The organism is Mycoplasma sp. 3686h (assembly GCF_056781225.1).
This window is the reverse complement of sequence record NZ_CM165562.1, coordinates 543,977-563,558: the sequence shown is the minus strand read 5'-3', so window position 1 is coordinate 563,558 and position 19,582 is coordinate 543,977. Positions and strand designations below refer to the sequence as shown.

12 protein-coding genes and 1 pseudogene are annotated in these 19,582 nt (G+C 28.9%); 11 read left to right on the top strand and 2 right to left on the bottom strand.

Features of this window, described 5'->3' with window-relative positions; genetic code table 4:
* Window positions 1–9: 9 nt before the first annotated feature.
* Window positions 10–2,151 carry a transglutaminase domain-containing protein gene (locus tag AC1RP9_RS02415; protein WP_481821817.1) on the top strand — a complete coding sequence of 714 codons (2,142 nt, stop codon included), beginning with the start codon at window positions 10–12 and terminating at the stop codon, window positions 2,149–2,151.
* A gap of 64 nt (window positions 2,152–2,215) precedes the next feature.
* On the opposite strand, the gene AC1RP9_RS02410 is transcribed toward AC1RP9_RS02415, so the two are convergent.
* Both AC1RP9_RS02410 and AC1RP9_RS02405 read right to left on the bottom strand, forming a co-directional pair.
* Window positions 2,216–3,127, bottom strand: a complete 912-nt coding sequence (locus tag AC1RP9_RS02410; protein WP_481821815.1) for a 1-phosphofructokinase — start codon at window positions 3,125–3,127, stop codon at window positions 2,216–2,218.
* Window positions 3,127–5,235 carry a PTS fructose transporter subunit IIABC gene (locus tag AC1RP9_RS02405; RefSeq protein ID WP_481821813.1) on the bottom strand — a complete coding sequence of 703 codons (2,109 nt, stop codon included), beginning with the start codon at window positions 5,233–5,235 and terminating at the stop codon, window positions 3,127–3,129. The genes AC1RP9_RS02410 and AC1RP9_RS02405 overlap by 1 nt, the downstream gene beginning before the upstream one ends.
* A 385-nt stretch (window positions 5,236–5,620) precedes the next feature.
* Between AC1RP9_RS02405 and AC1RP9_RS02400 the strand changes: the two genes are divergently transcribed.
* From AC1RP9_RS02400 to AC1RP9_RS02355, 10 genes and pseudogenes are all read left to right on the top strand, one after another.
* The gene (locus AC1RP9_RS02400) at window positions 5,621–5,932 is read left to right on the top strand and encodes a hypothetical protein (RefSeq protein ID WP_481821811.1); all 312 of its coding nucleotides are present in this window, start codon (window positions 5,621–5,623) and stop codon (window positions 5,930–5,932) included.
* A 99-nt stretch (window positions 5,933–6,031) separates the two neighbouring features.
* Window positions 6,032–7,951, top strand: a complete 1,920-nt coding sequence (locus tag AC1RP9_RS02395; RefSeq protein WP_481821809.1) for an MIP family Ig-specific serine endopeptidase — start codon at window positions 6,032–6,034, stop codon at window positions 7,949–7,951.
* Window positions 7,952–8,067: 116 nt separating this feature from the next.
* On the top strand, window positions 8,068–8,949 hold the full coding sequence (locus AC1RP9_RS02390; RefSeq protein WP_481821807.1) for a hypothetical protein: 882 nt from the start codon (window positions 8,068–8,070) through the stop codon (window positions 8,947–8,949).
* Between the two features lie 6 nt (window positions 8,950–8,955).
* Entirely contained in the window at window positions 8,956–13,017 is a 4,062-nt protein-coding gene (locus AC1RP9_RS02385; RefSeq protein ID WP_481821805.1) for an Eco57I restriction-modification methylase domain-containing protein, read from the top strand.
* Window positions 13,018–13,277: 260 nt separating this feature from the next.
* Complete coding sequence (locus AC1RP9_RS02380; protein ID WP_481821803.1) at window positions 13,278–13,931, top strand: hypothetical protein; 654 nt, start codon at window positions 13,278–13,280, stop codon at window positions 13,929–13,931.
* Between the two features lies 1 nt (window position 13,932).
* A complete protein-coding gene (locus tag AC1RP9_RS02375) occupies window positions 13,933–14,763 on the top strand; it encodes an MAGa7180 family putative nuclease (RefSeq protein ID WP_481821801.1) in 831 nt (276 codons plus the stop codon).
* Window positions 14,764–14,891: 128 nt separating this feature from the next.
* The gene (locus tag AC1RP9_RS02370) at window positions 14,892–15,440 is read left to right on the top strand and encodes an MAG4940 family membrane protein (protein ID WP_481821799.1); all 549 of its coding nucleotides are present in this window, start codon (window positions 14,892–14,894) and stop codon (window positions 15,438–15,440) included.
* A 17-nt stretch (window positions 15,441–15,457) separates the two neighbouring features.
* Window positions 15,458–16,658, top strand: a pseudogene (locus AC1RP9_RS02365) (DDE-type integrase/transposase/recombinase).
* Window positions 16,651–17,088, top strand: coding sequence for an MAG4940 family membrane protein (locus AC1RP9_RS02360; protein WP_481822742.1), 438 nt, complete (start codon window positions 16,651–16,653; stop codon window positions 17,086–17,088). Before AC1RP9_RS02365 ends, AC1RP9_RS02360 begins: the two are co-directional and overlap by 8 nt.
* A 2-nt stretch (window positions 17,089–17,090) precedes the next feature.
* A complete protein-coding gene (locus AC1RP9_RS02355; RefSeq protein ID WP_481821797.1) occupies window positions 17,091–19,415 on the top strand; it encodes an MSC_0775 family lipoprotein in 2,325 nt (774 codons plus the stop codon).
* Window positions 19,416–19,582 lie beyond the last annotated feature (167 nt).

The window sequence follows — 19,582 nt, the reverse complement described above, 5'->3', positions numbered from 1 at the left end:
TTAATTAAGATGAAATTGTTTCGATTGCTTAACTCTAAAAAGACAAAATGAATACCAATTTTAACTAGTCGAGCAATTATTGCATCTTCAGTTATTTTTACATTACTCTTACAGAGTTGTAATCCTTCAAATATTTCAACTCGATTAGTAAAAACTCCCTCTCCAGTTCCTCCAAACACAGTAACTCCTCCAACCAATCCACCCACTACAGATAGTAAAAAACCAGGTCAAGACCCCCAAAATTCTGCACCTGAATCACCAAAACCAAAAGAAGCAAACCCACCTGAAAAAATAAAACTTATTTCTAAACAAGAACAAGATAATTTACAATCTATTAAACAAAAGTTTAATGAAATAATTTCACAAAGTCAAAACATTCCAGTGTCACAAGAGTTTTTGACATCTTTAAATGATTATATTAATCAACTTAACCAAGCTAAAACTTCCATGGATTACTCGCGAATAATTAGCTCAAATTCTCAAGTTTTATTTGATAATTTTAATCAATACCAAAAAGTCTTTTTTAATATTGATGAATTATTATCCTCAAATCAAGAAAGACAACAATGAATCAAAAAGCTAAAAGAAATGTCAATAAACCTTGAAAAAACAGATATTAATGATAAGCTTGAAAAACTGTTAAAAGATTTTTATAAGAGCAAATTGCAAGAGCAAATTGATTTATATCAAAAGCATCCATATTATCTACAACCACTTGCAAGACTCAAAAAAATTTTAGATAATTATAAGAACAATTCAAATCAAACTGTTCTTTTTCAATGAGGAATTGATAAAGACAATCATTTTTCTTTAGAACCCAGCAAATATCATAGTGGTAATTTTTGAAAAGTGAATATTAATGATCAATATGTTGCTAGTTGATTGAAATACTACAAACGGTGAAATTGAATTTTTGTTAAACCCAGTGAACAAATTAACAAAATTACCGATCAAGATATTCAAGCCTTAGCAATTAATCCAAAGTTTCAAAACAACAAAGTGATTAGTGATTATATTCAAAGACAAATCAATTTTGCAACGGATAAATATTCTGATCTTTGATTACTTAATCCACAAAATCCTGATAAAGTCACTTATAAAGATGTTTCAAATCCCCAAAACCAAACCAAAATTAAGAATTCATCTTATCAGATCAAACAAGTTGTTGAAAATATTAATCAACTTAATTTAAAATACCAATTTGCTATTAAAAAGTCTCAAGGGAGTGGAGTTGTTAAATTAGATGATAAATATTACAAATATTGAAAGAATAGTTCAATTGCTAATTTCGATTTTGATAAATTTAATCAATATCAAAAATATGCTGATGTAAAAACTTACAATTATGTTTTTGAATATACAAACATTTACAATGATTTGTTATTTGCAAAACCAAACCTCTTTTCACAAGCTCTTTATCGAACTCTTGATAGTGATTTAATTACTCCTGAGCATACTTCATTTGAACAAAGCGATCCAATACTAGGGAAAATTCACTATGATAAAACCACCTCATTAACTAAGGAACAAGCAAAACGACGAAGTGTAGACCCTTGAATTAATCCAATTCCAGAATATAAAAGATGATTTAATCAGTGAAAAGAAGTTTTACCTAAAATCATTAATAAAAACTGAGACACTCAAACCAAAATTAAAGCAATTTCATATTATATTGTTGCAAATTCGCTATATCTTAGTGCTCCAAAAGGAGTTCATTACAATTATAATGGATACGGTTTTTATAATCCAACTCAAATTTTCACTAATGACCCAGAAATTCAATGTGTTGGATACAGTATGAACTTAGCTGCTGCACTGACTATTTTGAACATTCCAGTAAGAATTGTTGGCGGTGCATACTTTGGAACTCCAAGTTCAATCGTATCTAGTGGATATCATGCTTGAAACGAAGTGTTTATTGATAATCGTTGAAAAATTGTTGATTTAACCTGATTTGATTATTCAGAACATCGAGACCAAAAAGGTAAAACTTACGAACTTGAAGATGATGTTGATTTGTTTCTAGAACGTAACTCAGAACATAAATGAAGAAAACAATTTAGATTAGACCTTAACTCATACGAAAACACATTGTTGTATTTTAAAAATCCTCCACAATACGAATACCAAGATCTCCCTAAAAGTCTTTAAACTCAATAATTTAATATTCTAAAAATCACTAATACCTAATTAAGTAGAGGTATTAGTGATTTTGTTATTCTTTATTAACTAAAATGAATTCATAATTTGATAAGGTTAATTTCTGTTCACCTAATCAAGCACTTTGAACGGTTCCAGTAGCTGCTGCACTTGCTCAACGAAGCGAATCATGTGCATTTTGTGTATTTAAATAATAAGCTGCAAACATAGAAATTAACGTATCACCAGCTCCAGTGGCTGAAACTAGTTTGATTAAAGTACTGTTTTGAGCATGAAAAATTTCATTTTGATCACTAAGCAAAAACGAACCCAATTCACCAAGCGAAACAATCACATTACTTGCACCTAATGTTTGTAATTTTTTCATTGCTTGAATCAAATTCTCTTTAGAATCAAAATTTTGGTCATTAAAGATTTTTTCGAGCTCTTGCTTATTTGGTTTAATTAAAAATGGTTTATACTCAAGTAATTGTAAAAAATTATCACTTTCTACATCTAAAATCACTTTGATTTTTCTTTGGTTACAAATTTTTAAAATCTGTATTAATTGCTCTTCTTGAGCAGTTCCCATTAACATTAAGACATCATTTTGAGTTAAAGTTTTAAGAATGTTTAAAACTTGCTCCAAATGCTCATTAGTAACTTGTGCCCGAGGGCCATTAAGCTCAAAATTAGTAGTTTTACCATAATATTTAATATTAATTCGGGTTTGTTGTTCAAGGTTAATATTAATAATATCTAATTTTTCAGCTTGAAAAATCGGTTCAAGTTGGGTAAATGTTTGTTTATCAAAGAGTGTAATAGCTTTATTTTCAAACCCATGACGTGTCAAAATAACACTAGCGTTTAAACCTTTTCCACCTGGTAGCATTATAAATTGTTTATAACGATTTACTTTCTCTAATTCAAATTCATTTGAATTAATTAACAAATCCACAGATGGTGAGAGTGTTAGTGTATAAATCACTATTTAACTGCCTTTGTTGGTTGGTCTTTTTTTAACTTAAATTTGTTAGTTAAATTGAAGTTTCTACGATTAATGTAATTCATTAATCAAATAGTTCCTACTGAAGCTAAAGTTCCTGCAATTAATGAAAGAATAAAGAATGAAATTCCTAGTCAAATTTGTAATCCAAGACCATTTACTAAGGTGCTTTTAGCGAGAAAGATGACAAAAATTCCACCATGAGGAGCAATAATTGACACTCCTAAAGCTGCTGAAATTAATCCAGCAACAGCTCCACCGACAATATTAGCAGGGACAAGTACTTTTGGATTTTTTGATGTATAAGGAATAGCTCCTTCTGAAATAAATGAAAGTCCAAAGAGAATATTCGAAACTTTACCAGCTTCACGATCTTCTTTTGTTCATAACTTTTTACTAATAAACATTGAAAGTGAAATTCCGAGTGGAGGTACCATTCCAGCAATCATTGCAGCAGCCATAGCTACACTGCCGCTTGGACCACTTGAAGCAATTGATAAGGTACCAAAAATATATGCTGATTTATTAATTGGCCCACCTAAATCTGTGGCCATCATAATTCCTAGAATTAATCCAAGCAATCAAGCTAAGTATGGTTTTCCTTGGAATAATTGTAAGAATAAAACTAATCCTAAATTAATGTAAATAAGGACAATATTTACTGCTCAAAATAAAATTGAAATTGCTAAAGTTCCAAATAAAGGAATAAAGAGAATGTTTTTGATTCCTTGCATGGTTTGTGGCAATTTACCAAAAATGTATTTAGCAAATATTATAACCATAGCTGCGGCAAAAAAAGCACCAAAAATTCCTCCAACAAACCCTGATCCAGTTCCTAAGAAACCATCAGGATTAGCAACCCCTGAGCTAGCAATGCTTGGAGCTAAAAAGCTATATGTTTTTGCTAATTGTCCACTAGCAATAGCTCCAATCACAAATCCAGGCAGCAATCCCTGACGTCCTACTAAAGCATAAGTAATATAAGCTGCTAGCACTGGTACAGCTAGTCCAAGAGCAATTTTACCAATTGAAAAGACTAAGTTTGAAGCTGAATAATTAAATCCAAAGTTTTTTAAAAAGTCTGCAGAGTTTAAATCAACTCCATTTGAAGCTCCGATAATCATATCAATAACAAAACCAATCGCTAACATGATTCCACCAAAGATAATAAATGGGAGCATGTGTGAAATTCCAGACATTAATGAACGTCACATTTTACCAGCAAATCCATCAAAGGTCATGGCTGCCTCATTATTATCATTGCTCTGGGTTACACCTTGCAATTTAGTTCCTTGGTTATTAAGGATTTTATTAATTTGTTCTTGTGGTTTGTGAATTGCTTTTTGTGTTGAAATTTCAAGGACATTATTACTATGAGAAAACCGTGATTTTTCAATTTCACGATCCACAGCTAAAATAATTCCTTTGGCATTAGCAATTTCTTGAGCTGTTAATTTGTTATCAACTCCATCAGCTCCTTGGGTTTCAATTTTAATTGAAACATTCATTTGTTGAGCTTGTTCATATAGCTTTTGTTTAGCCATAAATGTATGAGCAATCCCGGTTGGACAAGCAGTTACAGCGACTATATCATAGTAATCATTAGATGTTTGTTTTTGATTTTCACTTGTTTCTTGTTCAAATTTATCAACAAGTTCTAGGAACTCTTTAGGAGTGCTAATTTGAGCTAATTGTTCCTTAAATTGTGGATTAATTAATAGTACAGATAGCCTTTGCATAATTAATATATGCTTATTTTCACGATCATCATTAGATAATACAATTCCAAAAATGTATTTAACATCTTGATTATCTAAGGATTCTCAATTTAAATTTTTTACTCTTGCAAAAACTAATGTATTTTCTAAAACAATCGATGATCCAATATGTGGCATCGCAATTTGATCACCAATTCCAGTTGATGCTTGTTTTTCACGTTCTCAAAAAAGCTCATATGCTCGTTGAGCATTTGAAACGTATTTCTTCTTTTCTAATTCCTGACTCAAAAACAAAATTGCTTTGTCTTTTGAGTCAAATTCTTTATCAATGAAAATAGTATCTTCATTCTTAAATAAACTTGTTATTTTCATTTACTTCCTTTCTATAATAATTTTATCAATTCGAACTTAAATTTTCATTAATACTTGCATAAAATCTTATAATAATGAATTCACTCTTGTGCAAATTTAATCAATTTAAATCTTCAATTTATAAAAAATAATTACTTAAAGCACTTAAAAACTGAAAAATGTTCCACATTTTTTCAGTAAAAGGGATTTTTTTAAAAGGGATTAAAATATTTATAAAACAAGAAAAGGAGTTATAAAATGCACTTTTTAGCCGGTATAGGTTTTGTAGTTATTGTAATAGTGGTTTTAGCATTAAAATTTGGTTAATTGCTAAAACACAAATGTTTTTCTTGTTGGAATACAAATAATAAAATAAACATAATTAAATATTAATAAGGAGAAAGAAATGACAAATGAAACCCTATGAAAAGAATATTTTGGTGATAAAGAAGAAGCACTTGATTTTGCCGGAAGAAAAATTAAAAAATCAGCATACGCAGATGCTAAATCAGAATTTGGTTGGGACATGCATCATATTTATCCTAAATCTAAAGATGGTAAGGACAAAATTCCAGCTCATATTTTAACCAATCGTGAAGCTGGAGACCGTATCGCATACAAAATTAACGGAAGAATCTTCCAAGTTAGAAAAGATAAAGAAAAAACCAAAAAACTAGGTCGAAAAGCTTATAAAATTGTCGAAATTAAACAGAAATAAACGATTGAACTAAACACACATTTTTTAAAAAAGTGTGTTTTTTATTTGATTAATTCCATTTTTTTAAATAATTAAATAAAAAGTTATAATTAAGATACTATGTTAAAGATTAAGAAATTATTACTTGTTTTAAGTCCTATTATGCCAATTGGTTTAATAGGATGTAATTTGAATAATCCAGTTCAATCAAGTGAACAAGCTTTAACTCCGCCACTTAATCCACGAACTGAACCAATACCAAATCCTAATCCTGATCCTAATTTAAATGGTTCAAACAAAGACCCTTCAAAAATTGAACCAATTGAAGATCCTAGTAATACTCCAAAAACACCAGTCGATCCAAACAAAGAGATAAAAGATCCAAAATCAGAACCATTAACCCCAATAACACCTGCAAAGCCTACTCCACCAAAGCAAGAAATTAAAAAACCAGATTCAGTTCCTGTTCCTGTTCCTGTTGCTCCTAAACCATCAAACCCACCAAAGACTTCAATTCCAGCTAAAATAAATACTCCTAAACCCAAACCGTCAAAACCTCAAGAAACATTGGATCCAGAAAAACCTAAACCTGTTCAACCTGTCGTAAAACCAACCCCACAACCTAAACCTAAACCAATTCTAACTCCAGTCAAAGAAGAAAGTTTAGTTAAATTTACACCCACTCAAGCGTCAAAAGAAACTTATCTTAAAAATAATGATGAGTACATTCAATCAATTAAAAAACGAACCTTTTCATTGAAATGATATTATACAGAACCAGATCCAAAGCATCCTAGTCTTGGAATAAGACATGCTAATAGTGGAACCATGTGGTTATTGGATTATGCACATATTAGTAAAAGAAAATTTAAATTATATTTTGCAACCAATTATCACGTAGCTTCAGGATTATTTACAAAAAACGATTATCAAATCTATCAACAACCTAAAAAATTAGAAAAATATATTCCTTATGGATTTTCGCTTGGTTGAGCCGCTAATGCTTATGATAAAAATCAAACATTAGCTCCAGCAAATTGAATTAATGTTTTGTTTCCTTTTAATAATCCTTATGTTACAATTAAAAATTTCTTTTTAGCACAAAATTTCATGGATCAACAAACAGTACCAGCTTCAGTTGGACAATATTTCTCTGATTTTTCAGTCATTGAAATGGATGTGGATTTAGACGTTTTATATGCTCAAAGATATTATCCAAATAATATTGTGCTTCCTTTTTTAGCACAAAAAATTAAAAGTGCAATTAATGAAGTGAATAAAAGTATTCTCAAATTCAAAGATACCCAAAACACTAATTCGTATTTATTTGATAATAAATCCATTCCATACGCAACTTTAGATTACGCAACTGTACAAAACCTTTCAAAATTATCACATAACAAAAACGCTAAAGAAGTGAGTGATTTAGTTTCTAAATACTTAAATAATTATCAATATGGTTTAGCTCCGCAAAACTTATATTCTTATGGATATCCTTCATTAGAAAGTGGGAACTTATCAATTTTTAAAACAATTAAAAATTCAGAAAGAAATATTTTAGGTTCTCAATCCAGCACCCTCCCATTAAACTTTAAATATGAAGACTTTTTCCACTTGAAATCTTTTGATGATGATTCAGCATATTTCAATAATCAAGTTGGAATGAAATTTTACGGATTTATGAATAGTTTTGATATTGAAAATGGGCCTAAACCAGGTTCTTCAGGTTCATTAATTATTAATGAACAAGCTCTCCCGATTGGTTTATTACTTGGTCATTTAAACGAAGACCAACAATTTGTTAATGATAAAGGCCAAATTAAATCATTTTCAACTGCCTTGTTTCAACCTTTTGCATTAAACATGCCAATTTTATCAAATCGTACTGGTACCATGATTCAACCATTTAATTTAATTGACCATACTTCTAGTGATTTATACAAACATCAAAAGGTATCATATCGTTCACGATTAAAAGATGTTTATGGAGAAAATTTTAAAACTGCTATTTTTGGTGGGGAATTAATTAATTTAAAATAAGCAAATTAAACATGTTATGAATAACATGTTTAATTTTTTCATAAAAAAAATAATAAATCACTGTTTCTTGTAAAATTTCAGTACTGGCATAATCAAGATTTTATTAAAGGAGCGAGATGAATTTTTCAACTAATGAAAAAGAACAAAAATGAAATGAGAAAATTCTAAAAACTCTTTTACTCGATTGTACAACAGGGAAAAACATTATCTGAGCAAGTAATGATTATGAACATTTAGGTTCTTTATATTCTCCAAACTCAACCATTGAATATAAATTAATTACTGGGGTTAATAAAAATTTAATTCAACCTAGAGTTCTTAAATCTCGAGAGAATCAGACCTTAAGAACTAGAACTAAAGCAGAAGTTTTTACCCCGAGTTGATTATGTAATAAAATGAATAATCTTGTCGATCATGCTTGATTTGGTCGTAAGAATGTTTTTAATCTTCAAACATCCAAAGGTTGAAGAGCAATTAAGAGAAAAATTGTTTTTCCGGATAATAAAGCTAAAACGTGAAAAAAATATATTGATGAAAATCGATTAGAAATCACTTGCGGTGAAGCTCCATATTTAGTCAGTCGATACGATACAGTTACTGGAGCATATATCCCTATAAATGAGCGAATTGGTCTTTTAGATCGCAAAATGCGAATTGTCAAAGAAAACACTAACAACGAAACAGAATGATTAAAATGAGCTCAAAGAGCTTTTGAAAGCGTATATGGATTTGAACTTCAAGGTGACAATTTGCTCATAGCTCGGCAAAACCTATTAGATAGCTATATCGATTATATGCAAGATGCCCTTAAAAGAGAACCTAGTGATAAAGAATTGCTTAAAATAGCAAGAATTATATCGTGAAATTTGTGGCAAATGGACGGATTAACGTTTGCAGTTCCAAATTCACAAGAAATTAATTCAAGTACATGATGTGTTATAAAAAACTGAAGAAGCAAAAAGAAAGTCATTTTTAAAAATTTAATTAAGGAGAGCTAAAAATCAATGAACAAAAGTAGGATTGAAAATTTGAAAGAATTAGATGAGATAATTCAAGGACGAATTGAACCATACATATATGCTTTTTCAACTAATACCATTCCAAATTATTTAAAAATCGGAGATACTTATCGTGGGGTTTTAACTCGATTAAATGAATGAAGATTTATTTATCCCTGTCTTGAGCAAAAATATGAAAACAAAGCACTTGTTAACGATAATATTTACTTTAGAGACTTTTCAATTCATCAATTTTTAGAACAAGATTTAAATAAGCAACGTTTGCAAGAGAAAGAATTATCGAGTAAAATTCTTTACAGTAAAGAATTTTTTAAAGATACAATATCTCAGGAAATAGATAAAGCAATTGAAGATATTAAAGATAATTATAATAGGAATACTGGTAAATATAAATATTACAAAACTGATAACAAAGCATCTCAAGACTTCCAATATCAAAGAGGAGAATCTTGAACATTAAGACCAAATCAACAATTAGCTGTTGATAAATTTGTACAAGCTTGACAAAAAGGAAGAACCAATCTGCTAATGTATGCAGTGATGCGTTTTGGTAAATCGTTTACCGCACTTTGTTGTGCATTAGAAATGAAGGCTAATTTAGTTTTAGTTGTATCAGCCAAAGCAGATGTTAAGGAAGAATGAAAGAAAACAGTTGAAAGTGCTGGTAATTTTAAAGATTATCGTTTTTTAGATTCAGAGAATTTATCAAGAAATCCAAATGCAATTAAGGATACATTATCGAATCAAAAAGTAGTTATATTTTTAACATTACAAGATCTTCAAGGTAACAAAACTAAGGCTAAGCACAAAGAATTATTAAATCAATTATTTGATTTATTAATTATTGACGAAACCCATTTTGGAGCACGGGCTCAATCCTTTGGGCAAAAAATAGAAAACACATCTCATTCTAAGTCTGAACAAAAATATATTAAAAAATTAGATGATGAAACGATTGATCTTGAAATAGCTGAAAAACAAGTTAACTCTATAAAAGCAAAAATTAAACTTCATCTCTCAGGCACTCCTTATCAGATCTTAATGGGTAGTGAATTTGAAAAAGAAGATGTTATTTCATTTGTACAATTTTCTGATATTTTTAAAGAACAAGAACAATGAAATAAAGATAATTTATATAAGGATAATGTTAATGAATGAGATAATCCCTATTATGGTTTTCCTCAAATGATTCGGTTTGCTTTTAACCCAAACGAATCTTCACGTAGAAAAATGGAAGAGCTAAAAAGCACAAAAATCAGCGTTTCTCTTTCTGATTTATTTGAACCACAGTCAATTATAAAAGACCAAAAAGAAATGTATAAAAAATTCATAAGTCAAAACGAAGTACTTGATTTGCTACAGGTAATTGATGGCAGTAAAGAAGATGAAGATTTACTAGGATTTTTGGATTATGACAGAATTAAAAAAGGTAATATGTGTAGACACATGGTTATGGTGCTACCATATTGTGCTTCTTGTGATGCGATGGAAGAACTCATTAAATCCAATAAGAGCATTTTTAAAAACTTAGGTGATTATGAGATTATAAACATTTCAGGTTTAAGTGCAAGAAGAAAATATAAGAAACCAATTGATGTTAAAAATAAAATTCGAAAATGTGAAAAAGAGAATAAAAAAACTTTAACGCTTACAGTAAATAGAATGTTAACTGGTTCAACCGTGGAACAATGAGATACTATGCTTTATTTGAAGGATAGTTCTTCACCACAAGAGTATGATCAGTCTATTTTTAGACTTCAAAATCAATATATTCGCATATTAAAAAATAAAGATGGTGACTTAATTAAAGAGAATCTTAAGCCACAAACATTGCTTGTAGATTTTGATCCAAACAGAATGTTTAGAATGCAAGAGCAAAAATCTTTCATTTATAATGTTAATTTTGAACAAAATGGAAATAGTAAATTAAGAGATAGAATAGCTCAAGAACTACGCATTTCTCCAATTATTGTGATGAATAAAAATAAAATTCATCAAGTAGAACCCAATGATATTCTAAAAATAGTTAGTGAATACAATAATCAAAGAAGTATTTTGGATGAAGTTTTAGATATTCCGATTGATTTGTCAATACTTAATGATTCGGATGTTAGAATTGTGATTCAAAGTCAAGGAAGTTTTAATTCAAAACAAGGACTGGAAATTGATCCGGTTCAAGGCCCACAAGAAGACTTAGAAATTTATGACTTAGATGAAAATATTGGTAATCATGATCCAAAAAACCAAAACGAACCTTCTTATAGTGAATTGAGGACTGATTCAGAAACACGAAAACTCGAAAGTCAAATCAGGACTTACTATCAAAGATTATTATTTTTTTCCTTTTTAACTAAAGATAAAGTTGATTCAATAGATGCTATTTTAAATGTGATAGACAAAGAAGAAAATAAGAGAATTGTTGAAAATTTAGAATTGAAAAAAGAAATAATCAAGAAAATATCTAAATTAATGAATCCGTTTAAGAGAAGGGTTTTAGATTATAAGATTGAAAATATATCAACTCTTAATTTTGACGAGAGTCTCTCGAAACTTGAAAGAGCATTTAGATCTATTCGAAAATTCGATAGAATTTCAGAATCTGAAGTTATGACACCCTTAAAAATTTGCAGAAAAATGATTGAATTAGTACCTATTGAAGAAATAAAAAATATAGTTTTAAATAATAACAAATTTCTTGATATTGCTAGCAAATCTGGTGAGTATGCAGTTTCTGTATATGAGCTACTAAAAACTAAATATAAATATGAGCACAACAAAATTAAAGATTTAATATATTCAATACCTACATCTCCAATAGCATATGAATTCACCAGAAAGTTTTATGAAATTTTAGATTTAAATATAGACAATATCTCCACTAATTTTTATTCAAAACAACTAACTAAAATAAAAAATAAGGATGGTCAAATGGATTATAAAAAGATAAACAATTTGCTTAAGCAAAATAAGAAATTTAGCCAAATTAAATTAATAGACGAACAAGAAAAAAGTGGAGATATTAAATTTGGAGTAGTCATAGGGAATCCACCATATCAAGAAGCGATAAGCACCAAAAATAAAAATTTTTCCCTTTCAAAACAATTATTTCCATATTATGTAATATTAATTAACGAAATATCAGATAGTTATAATTCTTTAATCATCCCCGCAAGATGATTCACAGGTAAAGCCCAAGATGGTTCTTTTTTAAAACTTCGTGATTATTTAAAGTGAAAGAACAATATTTCTCAAATGCATTATTTCGAAAACTCGGACAGTATTTTTAAAAATGTTCAAATTGCTGGAGGAGTATGTTATTTTTTAGCTAATAAATTCAATAATGAAACAATTGATTTTGTCAAGTATTCTAGTTCAGGTAAAATTCAAAAGACAAATAGAAAACTCTTTTTAGATAACTTAGATATAGTTTTAATAAATGAATATCATTACGAAATTTTAAATAAAGTAAAAAACGAAAATTTTGCTCCTTTAACTAATATTACAAAAGGAAGAAATGCATTCGGAATAGTTGGTAAACCAGATGAAGTTGAAAGAATTTCACAGGAAGAACCTTTTGAAAACAGTTATGAGTTAAGGTGTAAACACAATAATATAAGATATATATCTTTAGATAAGGTGACTAAGAATATAGAGATATTTAATAATTACAAAGTCTTTATTGCTAAATCAGCAGGAATTCCTCCACAAGATAAAAAAATTCTAAGAGAACCCTATATCGGGTGTAAAAAAACAGCATGCACAGATTCGTTGATTCCAATTGGTAATTTTAAAACACTACAAGAAGCACAAAATTTACAAAAATACATTAAAACCAAGTTTTTTAGATTTTTAGTTTCATTAATGAAATCTTCGCAAAATGTTTATCAAAATGTTTACGAATTTGTACCAATGCAAAATTTTACTAATCGCTCAGACATAGACTGAGCGCAGTCGATAGGCGCAGTCGATGAACAATTATTTAATAAATATAATTTATCTCCTAGCGAAAAAGAATACATCAAAACTTCAATCGAAGAGATGAATTAAGCATAATTGAATAATTTTCATCAATCATTTATTCATAATCACAAGAACAATTTCAAGGACATTTTTTTATATAAAACATGATCAATCACTCAGAAATTACATCACAAACTAAAAAATATATTTTATTAAATATAAATTTAATTTTTACTAAATATCCACATTTTTACGAACTAAAAAAATTTTTTAGCTTGTTTGATTTAAATTCAAATACATTAATTTATAATAATTAAAAGTGCATTTTTTGTCAAAGAGGAAGGGTTATGGAAGTTAAAAAAAACAGACATTCAATTATTTTAATTAACGGAAAAAGAAGAAGCGGAAAGGGTCTTTTATCTAAAGCAATCGCATCACTTGCCGAAGAAAAAGATTATAAAGGGAATGTGTACATTCTCTCTTTTGCCCAAGCAATTAAAAAAATCACTGAATCAATTTTAATTGAACTTAAATGAGATGGAGAAAACAAGGAAATTGTGCGTCCACTTTGGATTGCAATGGGTGAAGTAGGACGTAATATTGATAACAACATTTGATGTTCTCGAGTAATGGATAAAATTAGAGAAATTATTAAAGAAGTTAATAAACAAGGAAAAAACTCACTTTTTTTAATTGATGATTTACGTTTTCCGAATGAACTAGATTTTTTTAAAGGTTCATTAACCGAATTACAACAAATGGTTGGAGAAAATGCAAAAGTTTCAGTTAATGCTATTCGGATTCAAAAATTCTTTGATGCAACCAAATTTGTTCCTGGAGTTGATGATAATTCAACCGAAACTAGCTTTGATAAGATTGTTAATTTGTGTTTTGATCACATCATTCCTGAAAACATTTTAATTGATCAACACTGAACAGCTAACTTTGAAAAAGTAAATATGTACGCTAAAATCATTTATGACAATTACTTAGCGAGATAATATGGTTAAACGAAAATACTACAATAACGTTCACTATGTCATTGATGAAGAAAAGAAAATTGTTACTTTAAGCCCACATTTTCATGCCGAATTATTAACTTTTGATAAATTTAAAGGATTTAAAAAAATTGGTGGAAGCACGATTGGAGATGTGCTTTTAACTGGTGGTTTTAAATCACAATTTTCAGCTTTTTGTCATATTGCTCGGATTAAACTTCCGGTTTTAGCTAAAAAATATGTTAATGCTGGAACCATTTTAGAACCCCGTATCTTTGATGCTTTTCGAGCCGCTTATCCCAATGAACAAATTTTAAATTATCAAGCTCATGATTATAATTACAACTTTTTTGAAGGGAAAAACGATTACATTATCGGAGTTCCAGATGGGTTTTTACCAAGTAAAAATTGTGTTTTAGAAATTAAAACTGCTGGAGAATCTAAGATAGAAAAATGAAACAAAGAAGTTGATCCTTCATATCGTAAGCAAGCACAACTTTACGCTTATTTAATGAACGCAGAGCGTTATAAAATCATTGCTCTATTTTTAAAAGAAGATCAAGGTGATTATTTGCATCCTGAGCTAGTAGATTTAAAAAAACGTAAAATTAAAGCCTTTGATTTTATGGTTAATTATGCCGAAGCTCAAGATGATATTGAAAAAGTTAAACAATGGTTTATACACCACACTCAAAGTGGAGTCTCTCCACAATATAATTTATCAATTGATGCCGATCAAATTGAGTATTTAAAGTGCTCAACCCCCCAAGAATGAGAGAACTTACTATCTCATTGAATTGAAATCGGTAAAGCCGACCCAGATTGTGAGGCATAAAAATTACTTAAGCAGGTTAAAATGATATGCAACCCAAAAGTTAGACAGCAAATGCTAACTTAAAAGGGGTGTATTTTTTATGAAATTAAATTTTTTGTTTTGTTAATTTAATATAATTAGAGATATTTATGACACCAAAACAATTATTATCTGTTTGATGGAGTAGTCAAGGGTTCTTTGCTGAAGCGTTAGCTTCCTTTCTATTAGTTTTTCTTGTGTTAATATTCATTTTTCTTGCTAAAGCGTTTAAAATTAAACACCAAAAACTTTTTCTTTCAGCAGCATTTACATTAGCTACATTTGTAATGTATATTCAAGTATGATCAACCTCTAAATATTCATTCAATAGTTCACCAACACCAATTGGAAACCCAATTTTTGTATTTATGCAATCCGTGTTGCAAGGATTCAAATTTAGAGGTAAAACATACTCATTTAATTATCAATACAAAGGAATTGCCTACTTAATTGCTGGAGAGTTTTTTGGTTTTATTTTAGCTCTAAGTGTCTTTTTAGCTCTATTTTATCCAATGAAAATGTATTTGAGTAGAATTAATGCTAAAAATGAGGAAATAAAATCACTCACCCTGATTGATATTTTCAAAAAAGAAGAACCAACAGTTTTAGGATATAAACCTGGACACGTAAATTGGAGAGCGTGTCTTTTTAATTTATAATTAAAACGAGGTATATTATGAGTCAATTGAAACCTGAACAATGATTAAAGTGGTTTGAATATTATGAAAAGTATCAAAATAACGAAATATCAAAAAGTGAATTTAAGTTTATCTCTATAAAGGAATTTAATAAGAACTTTCAAGATGATCAGATAAGAAGATATTTCAATCGTAAATACAATGATTTTTAAAAAACAATGATGTGATTTATAGTAAAACTGGTAAGTCACCAAAAAAGGTAAAGGTAGTGGGAGACCAAAGAAAAAACAAAAAATCGATTGAACCAAAGTTCCTATGGATCAGATAATTAAAATTCTTGAAATTTACGAAGAAACATTCGAGGAAAACAATATAAATGTTGACATTAGTAAAATAGAAAAGAAGGAATTTGCAAAAAGCTTGCATTTAACCAATTTAGAATTAGTTCGTCAACTTATTATTATCAAATTAAGAATAAGCAAAAACCAATCAAGCACAACACAAAACAATTGCAAATAGAAGAAATTATTACTAAATCTTTCTTTGAAAACAAAGAAAATTATGGAAGAGAAAGATTATCTGTTTATATTAAAAGAAGATACAATATTTACATAGAACCCAGAAAAATCGGCTGAATCATGAAAAAATTAACTCTTATTTGTCAAATTAGAAAAGCAAGAAGAAAACTAGAAATCAAAAATACAAATGTACAATATCCAGATTTAGTAAAAAGAGATTATAACGGAAAAAGTGCAAATATAATAGTACTGATGTGACATATATTAAAGCACCAAATGACGTGAATGAAAATCACGTTTATTTATCTGTAGCTATTCATCATCGAACTAAAAAATTATCAATTGACAAATTGGTAAAACAAACGATGTTAACTTAGTATTGTCTCATATTAAAAACATTAAATTTAATGATAAATGAATCATCCATTCTGACCATGGGGTTCAATATTCTTCTAAACTCTTTGTTGATACAATTAAAGAAAATAACGGAATAATATCAATGGGTAGAGTCGGAAATTCATTAGACAACCGAGAGGTAGAATATTTCTTTTCAAACATTAAAAGCGAATGTTTGAATAAATTAAATTACAGCAAAATAAATTATCAAGAACTTAAAAATGAAATAGAAAATTACATCAATTGATATAACACTGAACGATATCAATCAATATTAAAATGAAAAACACCTCAAGAAGCTTGAGGTGAAACTATAAATATTTAAAAGATTCCAAAAAACTTGTCCAGGTTTATATGCAATTAAAGAAACAATTTTTATCATTGTATTTTGCGTTACTTTAGGATTTATTTTTTATATCCAAAACCCTCAATACGGACTTAGTCACTATGATGTTATTGTCTCTTTATGTGTAGTAGTTTTTGCTCTTATTCTTATTTCTAGCTATTTTGGGTTTTTTGCCTTTAATATCTTTATTGATTTATTTATCAGTGCAATTAACTTGATTTATGGAATTTTAGCAAACAAAACCAACCTTCACGCAACAAAACCCCCCCGCTTTTATCAAAATGATTACTCAAATTACGCTTTCCATATGCTAATTTCTAGTGCTTTAACAATTGCTGTTCCATTTGTTGTAAGTTTTATTAGTATTGGAATTTATCAATTAACTAAAGGAGACGGATTAAACTTTTAATCATGAAAACATATCGGATTTTTAAAAAATTTATTTTACCCACTTCAGTACTTAGTGGAGTTTCGAGTACTTTAGTTCTTGCTTCGTGTGCTAGCAGTACATCACAAGAACCAAAAATTAATTTAAGCAAAGAAATATCATCAAGCAACATGCTCGATGATATTCAAAGCAAATTTAATTTAACATCATCTTCAGAATTCTTTAAGTTCCCAGAAAATGTTGATGTAAGCAAAATTAAATTTGCAAACTTTATCACATACAATTACATTGGTCAATTTGTAAAATTTGACCAAGAGCTCTTAAGAAGCCTGCTTAAGAAGCAATTCCCTAATCAAGACAAATTTATTGATAGTCTCAAGTTTGAAATTATGTATCACAGTATTCGTCAAAACATTGACAATAAAAATCAAACACTAATTCCAATTAAAATTATCCACGAATTTCAAGGTAAAAAACACTTATACGAATATCGAACTGTTGATTTTGTGGTTAATAATTTAGGTTCAGCAACTGATCCTAAATTACAAAAACTTACTACCGAATTAAATAATTTAACTCAATTAGTTGAGCAAAATAAACCAACAATTCAAGTCGAAAATGAGCAAGTAGTTCAGCAAGTTTTACAAGATTATCGTTTAGATGAATTATCAAATGAGCAATTAAATAAATTGTTCAAACTTACATTACCAGAAGTTGTGGATAAAAAAATAAATGACCTTTGAGACAAAAATCATTATATGGTTAAAATATTTGTCAATGGAATATCATTTGATTCAACTTTAAACAAAGCTTTTGTATCAATTAGAGTTGCAATCTCGGATAATAGTACCGAAGTAGATAAAGTTTTGGAAAATCGTAAACCTGAAGATCCAAAACTCACTCGAGCTGATTTTGTTACAGGACTTGGAAGTTTTTCAAATCTTAATATTGGAGATGATGTTAAGGTTGAATTAGATTATGCACAAACTGCTTTAAGTTCATTTTTACTCAACGAACAACTTTCTTCATTAATTAAAATTAACATTAAAGACAATTCAGTTGCTACATATAACTTTAAAGAAATGAATCCTAGCGATTTTAGTTTTTATTTACCAGAACAATTTTCAGGTTTAAAGCTTGAAAAAACTAAAGCAACCGATGCTAAAAATGCCGATTTTACTTTTAAAGTAATTGATAGTAAAACTAAACAAGAATATACATTTACTAAACGTTTAGGATTAGGGAAATATGTTAATATTTTTAAATCAGATTTTGAAGAAGCAAATCCTAGAACATATAACTTTATCACTGGACCATTAACCAAAGAAGATCTTTCTAAAGTTAATCCATCAATTTTTAGCGAATACGGAAGCAATATTCTTAGTGGTGGATATGATGAATTGAGAGGATTTTATGCTTCTTCACCAAAATTCCCATATCAATTGCACCTTGGAGAAGATTATCTAGCTCCACGAAAAACACCAATTATTGCTCCATATGATGGTGAAATTCTTGGAATAGTGTTCCATGATTACAAAGATAAAACTAAACATGTTGGTGAAGGAATTGGAACAACCTTATTAATGCGAATTAAAACCGCTGATTTAAATATTTCTCCAAAAGAAAGAGAAATGTACTTTAAAGATGCTCAATATGTTTATTTGGGAATTATTCACCTTGATCAAGAGTTAACCTTCAAAAACCAAGAATTAGGAATTAGTTCGCAACAAATTGATCAAACCAGCAAAATTAGAAGAATTGTTAACAATAAAATAGTCGAACAATCAGATGAAACTGTTGATACTTACGCAACTGTGTTTGATCCAAAAACCAACAAACAAGTTGCAATTACTCCTAAAAACCCACTTAAAGTTAAACAAGGACAAGTAATTGCTTATATTGGTGATCCAAGTGAAAATGGTGGTTGAATGACTCATGCTCACATTTCCACAGTAGTTTCAGGAACCAAGAATTGAAATGAAAATGGATTTTGATCTGCTAAAAAAGATTATTACGAGAATAGATTAAATAAATATGACCCACAAAATCCAGACTTAAGCAAACATAGTTGAGCTGGAATTAGAGTACCAGGAGTATACTATAGCCAACTTGATGAAAAACGTCAAACCAATTCAGCAACCCCTAAAATTAATCCTCAAACTGGAGATCCGATTTTAGATGCAAACAAAAAAGGAATTGATAGCGGAGTTAAATATTCATTTGCTATCTTCCCAATCCAAAAACTTGAAATAAGAGATAGTTTAAGAGATCCGAATATCCTATTCAAAATCCGTAGTAAAGAAACTTTTACTTTTGATATTAATGCATTATTTAAACTTAATGAATAATCACATTTTATGAGCACCTAAACACTAGGTGCTCTTTTAATTTGAAAATTAATTAATATTTGGTTATTCTTGTATAATAGTAGTTGATATAAATCAGAAATAATTATTATCAATTTAATACAAGTCTTTTCTGGTTTTAGAAGTTTGATCTTCGTTTCTATTAGTTT